This window comes from Chitinophaga terrae (ex Kim and Jung 2007) (assembly GCF_900107795.1).
Taxonomy (GTDB): domain Bacteria; phylum Bacteroidota; class Bacteroidia; order Chitinophagales; family Chitinophagaceae; genus Chitinophaga; species Chitinophaga terrae.
The window spans coordinates 1-14001 of record NZ_FNRL01000024.1; the positions used below are offsets into that span (position 1 = coordinate 1).

Annotated in this window: 12 protein-coding genes; 7 read left to right on the plus strand and 5 right to left on the minus strand. The window is 46.1% G+C overall.

The window, feature by feature from the left end:
• Nucleotides 1-373: 373 nt before the first annotated feature.
• Entirely contained in the window at nt 374-1930 is a 1557-nt protein-coding gene (gene dnaB / locus BLV62_RS21160) for a replicative DNA helicase (protein ID WP_089764065.1), read from the minus strand.
• A 509-nt stretch (nt 1931-2439) separates the two neighbouring features.
• Here dnaB and pheT point away from each other — a divergent pair.
• From pheT to BLV62_RS21190, 6 genes are all read left to right on the plus strand, one after another.
• Nucleotides 2440-4869 (plus strand): phenylalanine--tRNA ligase subunit beta, encoded by a 2430-nt coding sequence (pheT, locus tag BLV62_RS21165; protein ID WP_089764067.1) that lies wholly within the window; start codon nt 2440-2442, stop codon nt 4867-4869.
• An 87-nt stretch (nt 4870-4956) separates the two neighbouring features.
• Nucleotides 4957-5265, plus strand: a complete 309-nt coding sequence (locus BLV62_RS21170) for a hypothetical protein (RefSeq protein ID WP_089764068.1) — start codon at nt 4957-4959, stop codon at nt 5263-5265.
• Between the two features lie 14 nt (nt 5266-5279).
• Nucleotides 5280-5573, plus strand: a complete 294-nt coding sequence (locus BLV62_RS21175; RefSeq protein WP_089764071.1) for a cell division protein ZapA — start codon at nt 5280-5282, stop codon at nt 5571-5573.
• 173 nt (nt 5574-5746) lie between these two features.
• Nucleotides 5747-7312, plus strand: coding sequence for a ribonuclease Y (rny, locus tag BLV62_RS21180; protein WP_089764073.1), 1566 nt, complete (start codon nt 5747-5749; stop codon nt 7310-7312).
• Between the two features lie 112 nt (nt 7313-7424).
• Entirely contained in the window at nt 7425-8039 is a 615-nt protein-coding gene (locus tag BLV62_RS21185) for a 3-keto-disaccharide hydrolase (protein WP_089764075.1), read from the plus strand.
• Nucleotides 8040-8112: 73 nt separating this feature from the next.
• The gene (locus tag BLV62_RS21190; RefSeq protein ID WP_168927943.1) at nt 8113-8898 is read left to right on the plus strand and encodes an SDR family oxidoreductase; all 786 of its coding nucleotides are present in this window, start codon (nt 8113-8115) and stop codon (nt 8896-8898) included.
• A 2-nt stretch (nt 8899-8900) separates the two neighbouring features.
• On the opposite strand, the gene BLV62_RS21195 is transcribed toward BLV62_RS21190, so the two are convergent.
• From BLV62_RS21195 to BLV62_RS21210, 4 genes are all read right to left on the minus strand, one after another.
• Complete coding sequence (locus BLV62_RS21195) at nt 8901-9353, minus strand: DUF6265 family protein (RefSeq protein WP_089764079.1); 453 nt, start codon at nt 9351-9353, stop codon at nt 8901-8903.
• A 17-nt stretch (nt 9354-9370) separates the two neighbouring features.
• A complete protein-coding gene (gene scpB, locus BLV62_RS21200; RefSeq protein ID WP_089764081.1) occupies nt 9371-10594 on the minus strand; it encodes an SMC-Scp complex subunit ScpB in 1224 nt (407 codons plus the stop codon).
• 119 nt (nt 10595-10713) lie between these two features.
• Nucleotides 10714-11598, minus strand: a complete 885-nt coding sequence (gene atpG, locus BLV62_RS21205; protein WP_089764083.1) for an ATP synthase F1 subunit gamma — start codon at nt 11596-11598, stop codon at nt 10714-10716.
• Nucleotides 11599-11767: 169 nt separating this feature from the next.
• Nucleotides 11768-12349: a DJ-1/PfpI family protein gene (locus BLV62_RS21210; protein WP_089764085.1), complete on the minus strand. Its 582-nt coding sequence runs from the start codon at nt 12347-12349 to the stop codon at nt 11768-11770.
• 190 nt (nt 12350-12539) lie between these two features.
• On the opposite strand from BLV62_RS21210, the gene BLV62_RS21215 reads away from it, so the two are divergent.
• Nucleotides 12540-13907, plus strand: coding sequence for a 3-keto-disaccharide hydrolase (locus BLV62_RS21215; protein ID WP_089764087.1), 1368 nt, complete (start codon nt 12540-12542; stop codon nt 13905-13907).
• Nucleotides 13908-14001 lie beyond the last annotated feature (94 nt).

Genomic DNA, 14001 nt, shown 5'->3' on the forward strand with positions numbered 1-14001 from the left:
TTCCCTGCCTACTATGACCTCGGCTGACTCCCTGTAAAAAAAACAGGGCCTCCCAGGGTAAGTGTTATCGCTTTCCATCCATGTAGCCGCTGCATTTACGTTGTTACAATCTGTGTAGTATCGGGTTTTTGTTTCTTATGCAACATCACCCTTGTAACCCCGCCTTGTATACAGTTTCTGTTCGTCGGCCCGGATGTTTGCCGCCAGCTTCCTTCAGATTCCACTTTACAGTGGACACCCTTGCTATTGGCTAATGCTTCCTACTACAAAGCGCATTCGGGACTTGCACCCTAGAGATATAACACATGCCTGGCACACATAAAAAAAGCCGGCATCTTATCGATGCCGGCTTTTAGCAAATATCTTTCAGGTGCTAAAAGGGAGCATCTTCAAAACCTTCATCGAAGTTCATGTCATTCATGCGGGAACCTTTCTGGATATACAATTTGGCTTCATCATTGCCGCCTTGCTGAGGGCGAATGCCTGCGAAAGGATTGCCTCCACCCGGGTTTTCCAGGCTACCATCATCTTCGAAGCGTTGATATTCCAATACGGCTCTCAGCTTGATGGTATCTAACTGACCATTACGGTGTTTGGCTATACGCACGTGGGTTTCACCTTTGTTGGATTCGCCCATTTCGTTGGTGTTAATTTCGTAGTATTCAGGACGGTACAGGAACATTACCATATCGGCATCCTGTTCGATCGCACCGGATTCACGAAGGTCGCTCAACTGCGGCATCTTATTGCCATCCTTTCGTTTTTCCACATCACGGCTCAACTGCGACAGTGCGATCACCGGTACCTGTAATTCCTTGGCGAGTCCTTTCAGGTCGCGGGAGATCTTACTGATCTCCTGTTCACGGTTTGTTCTGCCGTCGCCGCTTCCGCTCATCAGCTGCAGGTAGTCGATGATGATCACGCCTACGCCGTGGTTGTGTACCAGGCGTCGGCATTTCGCACGTAATTCGAAGATATTGAGGGCCGGGGTATCATCGATAAAGATGGGAGCCTTTGCCAGGCGTTCGATACCGTGGGTCATCAGTTTCTTCATTTCGTATTCTTCCAGCTTACCCCTGGAGATCTTTTCCAGTTTGATCTCGGATTCGGCGGAGAGGATACGTTGTACGATCTGGCCTGAAGACATCTCCAGCGAGAATACGGCTGCACCTTTTGGAAAGCGGGGGTGCAGGGCTGCATTCCTGGCGAGGTTCAGGGCGAAGGCGGTTTTACCTACGGAAGGACGGGCCGCGATAATGATCAGGTCGGTAGGCTGCCATCCATAGGTTACTTTATCGAGTGACGGGAACCCGGAAGGCACCCCGGTAATATCGTCTCCTTTGTTCCTGAGATCTTCAATTCTCTTCATGGTATTCACCAATACCCGGTCGATAGAATCATAGTTCTTGCGAAGGTGGTTATTGGTTACCTCAAACAGTTTGGATTCGGCGCTGTCGAGCAGGTCGAATACATCGGCGGTATCCTCATAGGATTCGGAAAGGATTTCTCCTGATATCCTGATGAGTTCGCGCTGGATGAACTTTTGAAGAATGATACGCGCATGGGCCTCAATGTTGGCGGAGGAAACGACCATGTTGGTCAGTTTCATTACGGTAAAGGGGCCGCCTACCTGTTCGAGGCTACCCATAGAACGTAATTCTTCCGTTACCGTGAGGATGTCAACCGGCATGGACTTGGCTGCCAGTTTGGTCATTGCGGTGAAGATGATTTGGTGTGCTTCTACGTAGAAGCATTCAGCTTTTAAAATTTCTATAACGGTGTCGAAGGCGCCTTTCTCGAGCATCACAGCTCCCAGAACGGCTTCTTCCAATTCTTTTGCCTGTGGTGGTATCTTGCCATACACCAAGGATGAAACGTCAATGGATGGTTTTCTCCGCATGTTGCGGTCCTTCTTGAGATTGAGATCCATTTATGGTTTGACTGTTATAAAAAGTTAATAAAAGGTTACTGTCAATGGGCCTTTCCAGTTGATTTTACAATTGATATATGCATTTTCCCGCATTCATCAGGGTGGCGCTACTTTAAGGAATTGTAAATTTTTTCAAGCCGTAAAAACTAAGGTAAAGGCATTTTTTTAATTAACCTTCTTCCTTTCTCTACTAAATTTATTAAGCCCTACGCACAGGTTATACACAAGCAATTTGTCAGTTATCCACTGACAAGATAGTAGTTATCCACCAATTAACTGGAAATCCCCATGCGAAGGTCCGATTATTCACACATATTGTGCAAAAAGATTTTCCACATTCTATTCGGAAATATCAATCACAGCAAAAATGATCTTATCCCAGGGCCGAAACCCGGTCTTTTCCAGGGCATTCCCTAAAACCCCCGCTCTTCCAACATTCCCGCCTCCATTGCGGGAAAAGTCCCCATATTTCTTAACTTTACGCCACTTATAATAAACCGATCAGATAAATGACGATTTCATACAACTGGCTATGTGATTATTTACCGGTAAAGCCTACACCGGAGGAACTGTCTACTATTTTAACCCGTATTGGATTGGAAGTAGAAAGCCTGGAAAAATTTGAAGCTGTAAAAGGCAGCCTGGCCGGTCTGGTTATCGGCGAAGTACTGACGGCCGAAAAACATCCCAATGCCGACAAACTGAAACTTACCACCGTAAATATTGGTAGTGGCGAACCATTACATATCGTTTGTGGCGCGCCCAATGTAGCAGCAGGACAAAAAGTAGTAGTAGCCCCCATTGGCACTACCATTTACCCTATTTCAGGGGAACCGCTGACCATGAAAAAGGCCAAGATCCGGGGCGAAGAAAGCCAGGGAATGATCTGCGCAGAAGATGAGATAGGCCTGGGCAGCAGTCATGCGGGGATCATGGTACTGGACCCTTCCCTGCAACCCGGAACCCCTGCCAGCGAAGTATTTAAACCCGCACAGGATCACATCTTCGAAATTGGCCTGACCCCTAACCGGATGGACGCTATGAGCCATATAGGGGTAGCCAGGGACGTTTGCGCATTCCTGAACAACCTGGAAAATACCGGCAAATACCAGGTACAGCTGCCGGCCATCAACGCTTTACCTAAAGCGGGTACCCAGCTCCCTGTCAGCGTAAAGATCGAAAATACCGATGCCTGCCCGCGTTATACCGGCGTAAGCATCACCGGCGTTAAAGTAGCCCCGTCGCCCGACTGGCTGAAAAACAAACTGACCGCTATCGGCGTTCGCCCGATCAATAATATCGTAGACATCACCAACTTCATCCTGCACGAAACAGGTCAACCGCTGCATGCTTTTGATGCAACAGCCATTAAAGGCAACGAAGTAGTGGTAAAGAACCTGCCACAGGATACTTTATTCACAACCCTGGATGGCAAAGAACGCAAGCTGGACGCCAGCGACCTGATGATCTGCAACGGCGCCGGCGAAGGAATGTGTATTGCCGGAGTATTCGGCGGTCTTCATTCAGGCGTAACCGATACTACCCAACAGATCTTCCTGGAAAGCGCCTTCTTCAGCGCCGGCGGTATCCGTACCACCTCTTTCCGTCATGGACTGCGTACAGATGCGGCTACCCGCTTCGAAAAAGGTGTGGATATCTCCAACGTGCTTTTCGCCCTCCAAAGGGCGGCAGACCTTATCTGCCAGCTCGGCGGCGGTAAGATCGCTTCCGAAATCGTAGACGTTTACCCGGTTGTAAAGCCTAAAACCCATGTTTCGGTAACCTATAACTATATACGTAAACTGAGCGGAGGGAACTATAGCGACGAAAAGATCAAAAATATCCTTTCCAGCCTGGGATTCGAGATCCTTTCTGCCAACGCGGAAGGACTGGAAGTTGCTGTTCCGTTCAGCAAGCCTGATATCAGCCTGCCGGCAGATATCGTGGAAGAAGTAATGCGGATAGATGGACTGGACAACATCGAGATCCCTTCCAAGATCACTATTTCTCCTGCCCTGTCCGCACAACCGGACCCGGAACAGGTGAAAGAAAAGATAGCCGACTACCTGGCTTCCAACGGGTTCAACGAAATATTCACTAACTCTATCACCAACAGCAAATACTATCCTGAAGAGGTGCTGGCCCATACGGTGAAAATGATGAACAGCCTGACAGTGGAACTGGACATCATGCGCCCGTCTATGCTGGAAACAGGCCTGGAAAGTATTGCGCATAACCTGAACCGCAAGAACGAGAACCTCCTGTTCTTCGAATTCGGTAAAACATATGCAGCGCTGGAAAAGGGATACGGCGAATTTAATCACCTGGCCTTATACCTGACAGGTACGAAAACAGACGAAACCTGGATCCATAAATCCAGCAACGTGGATTTCTACTTCCTGAAAGGATATGTGATCAATATACTCCGGCAGCTGGGCTACCAGCAGCTTACCTGGACAGAAAGTGAAGACGCAGGCCTGCAGCCGGGCTGGGAGATCAAAGTAAAGAACCAGCCAGTGGTGAAATTGGGTGGGGTAAAACCTGCCAAACTTAAACAGTTCGATATCAAGCAGCCGGTTTGGTTTGCCGTGTTCGACTGGGATAAGCTCCTGCAGTTGCTGAAGAAAACCGATAGCTTCTATAAGGAAATACCGCGGTTCCCGGCCGTGCGTCGCGACCTGGCCCTGGTATTGGACAAACAGGTGAACTTTGCAGCGGTAGAAGCAGCAGTTCGCGGGGTGAAATCGCCGCTTTTACAGGGAATAAACCTCTTCGATGTGTTTGAAAGCGAAAAACTGGGGGCCAACAAGAAATCATATGCCGTGAGCTTTACGTTCCTTGATCCACAGAAAACACTGACAGACAAGGAGATAGATGCTGTAATGGAGAAGCTCATCAAAGCATTTGAGACGCAGTTACAGGCGGAAATCCGTAAATAATGAACTGAAAGTGCTGCTGAAGCGTATAATTCAGTAATTTACAATTCATTAGTTAAAAACGTCGGTTGTAATCCGTAATTTCATAAAATGGCACTTGAGCAATACATTCAACGCATTGAAGATAAATTGCATTTGCTGGTCAAAAAATTACAGCAGGTGCAAAGCGAGAATGTGTTGCTCAGGGAAGAAATAACAATACAGCAACAGGCACTACAACAGCAACAACAGTCGATAGAGCAATTGGAAGAAAAGCTGCATTTAATGAAGATCGCAGCTTCTACCCAGGGTAGCCAAAATGTTAATACAGAAGATGAGGCCTTCAGGAAGGAAGTAAGGGGCAAGATCAATGAGTATATTAAAGAGATTGACCGCTGCATCGCCCTACTGAATGGTTAATAAAATCTGGCAAAATGGACACACTTATTCCAGTTAATATTGTCGTTTCTGATCGTTCTTACCGGATCAAGATAAAACCGGAAGAAGAAGAGGAAGTACGTCGTATTATGAAAGAAGTGAATGAAAAAATTGTTGATTTTAAGACTTCTTATGCAGGGAAAGACCTGCAGGACTATATTGCTATGGCCCTGATCATGTATGCCACCCATCCTGTGACCAGCGGCGGAAAAGCGCAGGCCAGCACTACGCCTTTTCTGCAGGAAAAGCTGGAAAAATTGGAAGAAATTATCAACCAGGCATTGGGTTGATTCACGTTACCCATTGCTTAACAACCAATTAGCTAATTGGCTAATTATCACGTATCAAAGACGCTTTAACTGCTATTTTTTTGTATTTTCGCGGGTCAGTTCTCGCCCCTGTTGCGTATTAGCAGCAGATTGGGTATGAGGATACTACATAAATCAAGATTAATTAAATTAATATGGATGGTACTCTAATAACGACAATAGCTGCAATATTGGCATTGATCATTGGGATTTTGTTAGGTAAGGTGATCTTCGCCAAAAGCACTCAGCATAAAATAGATGAAGCGGAGCAGCAGGCTAAGAAAATTGTTGCGGATGCACAGGTAAGTGCAGAAAACCTGAAAAAAGACAGGTTGCTGGAAGCGAAAGAAAAATACCTGCAGTTAAAAAGTGAATATGAAAAAGAAGTACTGCAGCGTAACCAGAAATTAAGTGAGTCTGAAAATCGCATTAAGCAGAAAGAACAATCCCTTAATCAGAAAAACGAGCAGTTACAGAAGCAAATCAACGAAAACGAAGCCATTAAAGAAACTCTCAACCGCCAGATGGAATTAGTGACCATCAAACGCGGAGAACTGGAAAAACACCAGGAAGAGCATATCCGTCGCCTCGAAAAAGTAGCCGGTTTAACTGCCGAAGAAGCCAAGCACCAGCTGGTGGAAAGCCTGAAAGAGGAAGCCCGTTCCAAAGCGCTTTCACATATCCAGGAAATCATCGAAGACGCTAAGCTGAAAGCTAACAAAGAAGCTAAGAAAATTATCATACAGTCTATCCAGCGTACCGCTGCCGAACAGACCATCGAAAACACCATCACTGTATTTACCCTGGAAAGTGATGAGATCAAAGGCCAGATCATTGGCCGTGAAGGTCGTAACATCCGCGCTATTGAAGCGGCTACCGGTGTAGACCTGATCGTAGATGACACCCCTGAAGCGATCGTATTATCTTCCTTCGACCCGTTACGTCGTGAAATTGCCCGCTTATCCCTGCAACGACTGGTGCAGGATGGCCGTATTCACCCTGCCCGTATCGAGGAAGTAGTAGAAAAGACCAAGAAACAACTGGAAGAACAGGTAATGGATATAGGCGAAAGAACTGTAATTGAGCTGGGTATCCATGGCTTGCATAAAGAACTGATCAGGTTAGTAGGTAAAATGCGTTTCCGCTCTTCCTATGGCCAGAACCTCCTGATGCACTCTAAAGAAACCGCTAACCTCTGCGCTGTAATGGCTGCAGAACTGGGGCTGAACCCTAAGCTGGCGAAACGTGCAGGCCTCCTGCACGATATCGGTAAAGTACCGGATGAAGAAACAGAACTGAGCCATGCCCTGTTAGGCGCTAAACTGGCTGAAAAATACGGTGAACACGCAGCAGTAGTGAATGCTATCGGCGCGCACCACGACGAAATGGAAATGCAGTACGTCATCTCCCCTATTGTTCAGGCCTGCGATGCTATCAGCGGCGCACGTCCGGGAGCCCGCAGGGAGATCATGCAAAGCTACCTGCAAAGAATTAAAGACCTCGAAAACCTGGCCCTAGCCCACGAAGGCGTTGAAAAAGCTTACGCTATCCAGGCCGGTAGAGAGTTGCGTATCATTGTGGAAAGTGAAAAAGTATCCGATGGAGATGCTGATCGCCTATCTTTCGAAATCGCGAACAAGATCCAAACTGAAATGCAGTACCCTGGTCAGATCAAGGTAACTGTGATCCGCGAAAAAAGAGCAGTTAACATTGCAAGATAATTTTTGGATGTAAAAATCCAGGAATTTGATATTATATTGAGTCCTCTGACCAAAAGGTCGGAGGACTTTTTTGTTACGCAAGTATCCATCAACAATAAACTACGACAGTGTTATGAAAAAAAGAGTATTCAAATTGCTGCTGGGAGCAGCTATCCTGCTGGGAACCAGTAACGTGTTTGCCCAAAAAGCGCAATCCTTGTTCAATGGAAAAAATCTTGATGGCTGGAAAATTTACGGCACAGAGAAATGGTATGTGGAAAAGGGAGAACTGATCTGCGAAAGCGGTCCGGATAAAGAATATGGTTATTTAGGAACCGATAAACAATTCAAAAACTTTGAACTCACCCTGCAATTCAAACAGGAAGCGGATGGCAACAGCGGGGTATTCTTTCACTCTTCCATTGAAGGTACGAAAGTAGCCGGCTGGCAGGCAGAGGTAGCGCCTCCGGGCATGCACACAGGCGGCATCTACGAGTCTTATGGCCGCGGATGGCTTATTCAGCCCGACAAAGAGAAAGAACAATACCTGAAAATGGGCGAATGGAATACCATGAAGATCAGGGTAGATGGCGACCAGGTAACAACCTGGTTAAATGGCCATGAAATGATCACGCTGAAAGATGAAAAGATTGGCGCCGGCACTGGCCAGATCGCCTTGCAAATTCACTCTGGCGGCGGTATTAAAGTAAGATGGAAAAACATTAAAATAGTACCGTTGAAATCCTGATCAACGGTCTGATCACTTTGGCAAAGCAACATGCGGGCAACCCATGTTGCTTTGTTTTTTTATATTTATCGCCATGTATAAACACCAGGTTGTACTGATCACCGGCGGAAGTTCCGGCATAGGCAGGGAGTTAGCGCTATTACTGGCCAGGCAACAGGCCAGGCTGATACTTGTGGCCAGGAACATCGACGCCCTGCAGGCAGTTCAGTTGGCCTGCCTGCAACATACCTCTTCCTGTGAAGTAATACAGGCCGATGTCACCAACGAAGAGCAGGTGAATAAAGCAGCTGCAGCCGCCATTGCGCTGTTCGGACGGATCGATGTGTTCATCAGCAGTGCAGGCGTTACCCAACGTTCCAAATTGATAGAAACTTCCATTGCCGCCATACGGCAATTGATGGAAGTGAATTTCTTCGGGGCGGTTATGTTCACCAGGGCATTGCTGCCGCAGTTTCAGATCCAGCAAAGCGGGCAGATAGTTGTTTTAAGCAGTATGGCCGGGCTCATGGGATATCCCTGGCGTTCGGGCTATAATGCCGCCAAGCATGCCTTACAGGGTTATTTCGAAACATTGCAGACAGAACAACCCATCCCAGGATTGTACACTACAATTGTTTGTCCAGGCCGGATCGCCACTCCTATCAGTTATTCGGCTATCACCGCCGACGGACGCGCCTATGGCCAGCCCGATCCCAACCAGGAAAAAAGACTGCCTGTAGAATACTGCGCTGCGCAGATACTAAAGGCAATGAATAAACGAAAAAAGATAGTGTTGATAGCGCGGGAAGAGAAATTGTTGTATTGGATCAAAAAATGGTGCCGGCCTTTGTTTTATTGGATCGCCGGGAAGGGGAATTAACGCTATTCTTTTTCAAAGAAAAAATCGGTTGACTTGCCGTTGCCCGAGGTTGTTACTTTTAGTTTCTTTCCTGCCAGTTCATAAACGATCTTCCTGGGGAAATCGTGGTTGGGGTCTTCGCAGGTAAAGCCGTTGTTGCTGATAGAAGTTAGTTTAAAATAGGTGAGGGTTTTATTCTCGCCAACATCGGCCACATAGTAAATGGCGTTATCCCTGGCCAGTAGTTGCAGTCTTTCTATAAAAACAGTATCGCTTCCATTCAGGGTAAGTCCCAGTCCTTTCATCGAGCCGGGGTTTGTTGATTCCCACCTTTCAAACCCTGACCTGCCAGGTTTCGTATTTACCTTTATCCATTTACCAACAAGCCATTCGAGCTTCTGGAAATCATTGGCTGATTGCCCGGATGCGAAGGCTGCAAAAGCAACCAGGACACAGGTGAATAGGAATTGTTTCATGGCAGGTCAGTGTTAGTTTATTTAGTTTCTTTGTCATCGTCGTTATCACTGTCCTCGTCATCTTCTTTCTCATCATCATCCACATCATCACCCTCCTCATCATCATCTTCTTCATCTTCTTCATCTTCTTCTTCCTCCTCCTCATCATCCCCTTCATCTTCGTCATTATCATCATCTTCCTCCTCCTCCTCATCATCATCATCTTCTTCTTCATCTTCATCTTCATCCTCCTCATCATCCTCTTCCTCTTCTTCATCCTCATCATCCTCTTCCTCCCCTTCTACATCATTATCTTCTTCATTTTCTTCCTCCTCTGCTTCATCATCTTCCTGCGGAGCGGAGATCTCATCTTCTACTATATCATCAGGATCTTCATCACCTTCAGGATCTGATGTATCGTCGGGCGAGGCTGTATTTTCAGCATCTGCAGAGGGCCCTTCTTCAGAAAGCTCTTCATTGACTTCTTCGATAATTTCATCGAATGGTACGATCACATCATCCGGCTCCACTTCTTCATCTTCGGAAGCCAGCACTTCCTGTTCTTCCGACAACTGGTCCAGTTGATGATCGGGGTCGAGGAGTTCCCCGTCTTCCGATACCATCAGCGAATGGTGTGAATTATCCTGCGGATGTGGATAACTGCCATTTGAGTTTTCAGACTCATCGTTCATCAGGGTAGGCTGTACCACTTCTTCATCGAAGAGTTCTTTCAGTTTAGGCAGATCAGCCACGGAAGCGATGCCGAAATAATCCATAAATGCCCGGGAAACGGCGTACAATAAGGGTTTGCCCGGTTGATCTTCGCTTCGGCCGGTGATAACGATCAGTTCTTTTTCCAGGAGTTTCTGGATAGAGTAATCGGTACTTACACCGCGGATATATTCGATTTCAGCTTTGGAAATAGGCTGCCTGTAGGCGATGATGGCCAGGGTTTCCAGGGCGGCTGTGGAAAGGCGTTTGAGGAATTTATCCCCATTGAGCTGGGCAACGGTCTGGTAATATTCCTTTTTTGTAAGGAACTGGTAACCGCCGCCGCTTTGGCGGATCTCGAATGCATAGAATTCGGAACTGTATTTTTCCTTGATGGCTTCTAGCGCAGTTTCTACCTGATCCGGGTTAGTGCGGTCTTCCAGGAATGCCAGTGCATTGTTGAGCAGATCTACGATTTCCTGCAAAGGCAAGGGCCTGTCGGCCGCAAAAATTAATGCTTCCACATGCGGGATGATCTGTGATATTTCCATACTATAACAGAAAAGGTAGATTTACAAAAAAGGTCAAAGACTAAAATAAGTCTTTGACCCTAATCTGAAAAATATATTCAGTTGTTGACTTAGTAGTAAAAAGTCCTCACACCAGCTTATCAACCTGCCAATGCTGCCGCACCGCTTACGATCTCTGTCAGCTCGGTAGTAATGGCTGCCTGACGTGCACGGTTATAGGAGATCTTCAGGTTTCTGAGCAGTTCGCTCGCATTCTCGGTAGCTTTATCCATAGCGGTCATACGGGCGCCATGTTCAGAAGCGTTAGAGTCTAACATTGCTTTAAAGAACTGTGTATTCAGGATTTTTGGCATCAGTTCCGCGATCAGCGTGTCTTTTTCCGGTTCGAAGATATAATCGGCTTTCAGACCGCTTTTATCTGTGCTTTCTACTTTCGCGATTGGTAAGAACTGTTCTGTTACGAATACCTGGGTGGCTGCATTTTTGAATTCGCTGTAAACGATATCCACTGCGTCGTAGGTGCCGTCGATAAACCCGTTTAATGCTACAGCTGCCGCTTCTTTCACATTATCAAAAGTCAGGCTAGAAAACAGGTGCCAGAACTTGTCATTTACTTTATAACCGTTTTGCAGGAAATGCTCATATCCTTTTTTACCGATAGGGAGGATCTCCACATTTCCTTTTTCAAACTGCTCCTGGTACTTTTCACGGATCAGGCGTTTGGCAGTTTTAATAAGGTTAGAATTGAATGCGCCGCAAAGACCTCTGTCGGAAGTAATTACCACAACCAGCACTTTTTCAACCTGGCGTTGAGCTGCCAATGGAGTATCGATATTGCCTTCGCTGTTGGAAACAATATTCTGAAGCATCTCCTGCAACTTCACCGCGTAAGGACGCATCAGCATGATAGCATCCTGGGCGCGCCTTAATTTCGCCGCGCTCACCATTTTCATGGCTTTGGTAATCTGCTGACCAGATTGAATAGATTTGATTCGGTTACGAACTTCTTTAAGCTGTCCGGACATATAATGAAAATCAATTACTAATTACGGATTATTGAACCAAAAACAGGAGTAAACCCCTGAATTTGGCTGCAAAGGTAAGCAATGCTCATTTAATTTGGTAAATCCGCAAAGAGATAATTTCAACTTTCTTTTACGTGCTGCTAATCAAATCTTTAATAATACTAAATTATTATAATGAAATGGTAGTACCGATCACTTTCAGGAAAGCTGCGATCCACTGCGGGTGGGCCGGCCATGCTGGCGCTGTTACCAGTTTCCCGTCGGTTACCGCTTCTGTAACATTCACATTTACATAGGTGCCGCCGGCAGCCGTAACTTCCGGTGCAACCGCAGGATAGCAGGTCAGCTTTTTGCCCCTAACCACATCCGCCGCCGTAAGGATCTGGATACCATGACATACCGCAGCTACCGGTTTATCTGCCGAAAAGAAATGTTTTACCAGGTCGATCACGTGTTTGTTCAGCCGAAGGTATTCAGGCGCCCTGCCGCCGGCAATTACCAGCGCATCATAGTCTTCCGCCTTCAGGTCGTTGAACGTGGCATTGAGCACAAAACCATGACCGGGCTTCTCGCTATAGGTCTGGTCGCCTTCGAAGTCGTGGATCGCTGTTTTTATCTTGTCGCCCGCCGCTTTATCCGGGCAAACGGCATGTACTTCGTGCCCGATCATCAGTAACATCTGGAATGGAACCATTGTTTCGTAATCCTCCGCGAAATCTCCTGTCAGTAATAAAATTTTCTTTTGAGCCATGGGTTAAAATTTTTGATCCTTATGAAGATAAGAAGAGTATTTTTAGAATACCAGTGCCTGCTGCCAGTTAGATGTTAAGATTTTTTGAAAAATTTGAAACAGGCAGAGTGTTAAATAAATTTAATTTTATGCAATCGGTTGCTAAAATCAAATTCATTGATTACTTTGGTCGTCTTATTCCCTTTTTGTTATGAAGAAAACAATCCTTTTATGCGGCTCCCTGCTATGCATGTACGGAGCTGTTGTTGCTCAAAAAGCCCAGTGGCAGCAACTTTTTAATGGTAAAGACCTGAAAGGTTGGAAACAGCTGGGAGGAGAAGCAAAATACCACGTTGAAAACGGCGAAATAGTTGGGACCACCGTATTGAATACGCCTAATTCATTTCTGGCCACTGAAAAAGAGTATGGAGATTTTATCCTTGAACTGGAATTCAAACTGGGAGCCCCTTTTAATTCAGGCATCCAGTTCCGGAGCCAAAGCCGGCCCGACTACCAGAATGGCCGTGTATTCGGTTACCAGATGGAAATAGATCCCTCTGACCGTAAATGGAGCGGAGGTATTTATGAAGAAGGAAGAAGAGGATGGCAATACCCGATGGAGCTGAATCCCGCCGGCCAGAATGCTTTTAAGAAAGATGACTGGAATAAATACCGGATCGAATGCCGGGGCAACGAGATCCGTACCTGGGTGAATGGCGTACCAACTGCGCACCTGGTAGATACCGCCCTGCCAAAAGGTTTTATTGCATTGCAGGTACATGGTATAGGCAAAGCCACCGGCGACAATAACAAGAATATTTACTGGAGGAATATCAGGATCATTAATAATCCAAAACCTTCGCAGTATTCGCCGTACGACAATATCTATGTTGTTAACAATGTTGACAATACCGTTTCCGGCCAGCAAAAGAAAAATGGCTATGAATTATTGTGGGATGGAAAAACCAGCAAAGGCTGGAGAGGGGTATACAAGAAAAGTTTCCCTGACAAAGGCTGGACCATCCATGATGGGGTACTGACAATTGAACATTCTACCGGCGATGAAGAAGGAAGCGGCGGCGATATCATTACAGAGAAGCAATACAGCGCCTTTGAGCTGGAATTTATGTTCAAATTGACCCCGGGAGCCAATAGTGGCGTGAAATATTTTGTGACAGAAGGATACGAAACAAATGGCAAATCGGCCATTGGGTTGGAGTACCAGGTTTTGGACGATGAAAAGCACCCGGATGCGAAATTGGGGCGTAACGGAAACCGCACATTAGCAAGCCTTTACGATCTTATGACAAGAAAACAAGAAAAACGTGCCATCAACCCTATTGGAGAATGGAACAAAGGTCGTATTATTGTGTATCCAAATAACCACGTTGAACATTGGTTAAATGGTTTTAAAGTGCTTGAATATGAGAGAGGATCCCAGGAATTTAAAGACCTGGTAGCCATCAGCAAGTACAAAAACTGGAAGAACTTTGGCTTGTGGCCTGAGGGACATATCCTCTTGCAGGACCACGGAAATGAAGTATCTTTCAAAAGCATTCGCATAAAAACACTTAAATAAGATATTTTTTAATCTTTTTTTTCATTGTTCACTGTTCTAAATAAGCATTCCGATTCTTCGGAGTGCTTTTTTTATTTTAGTACAGGAATAAGTC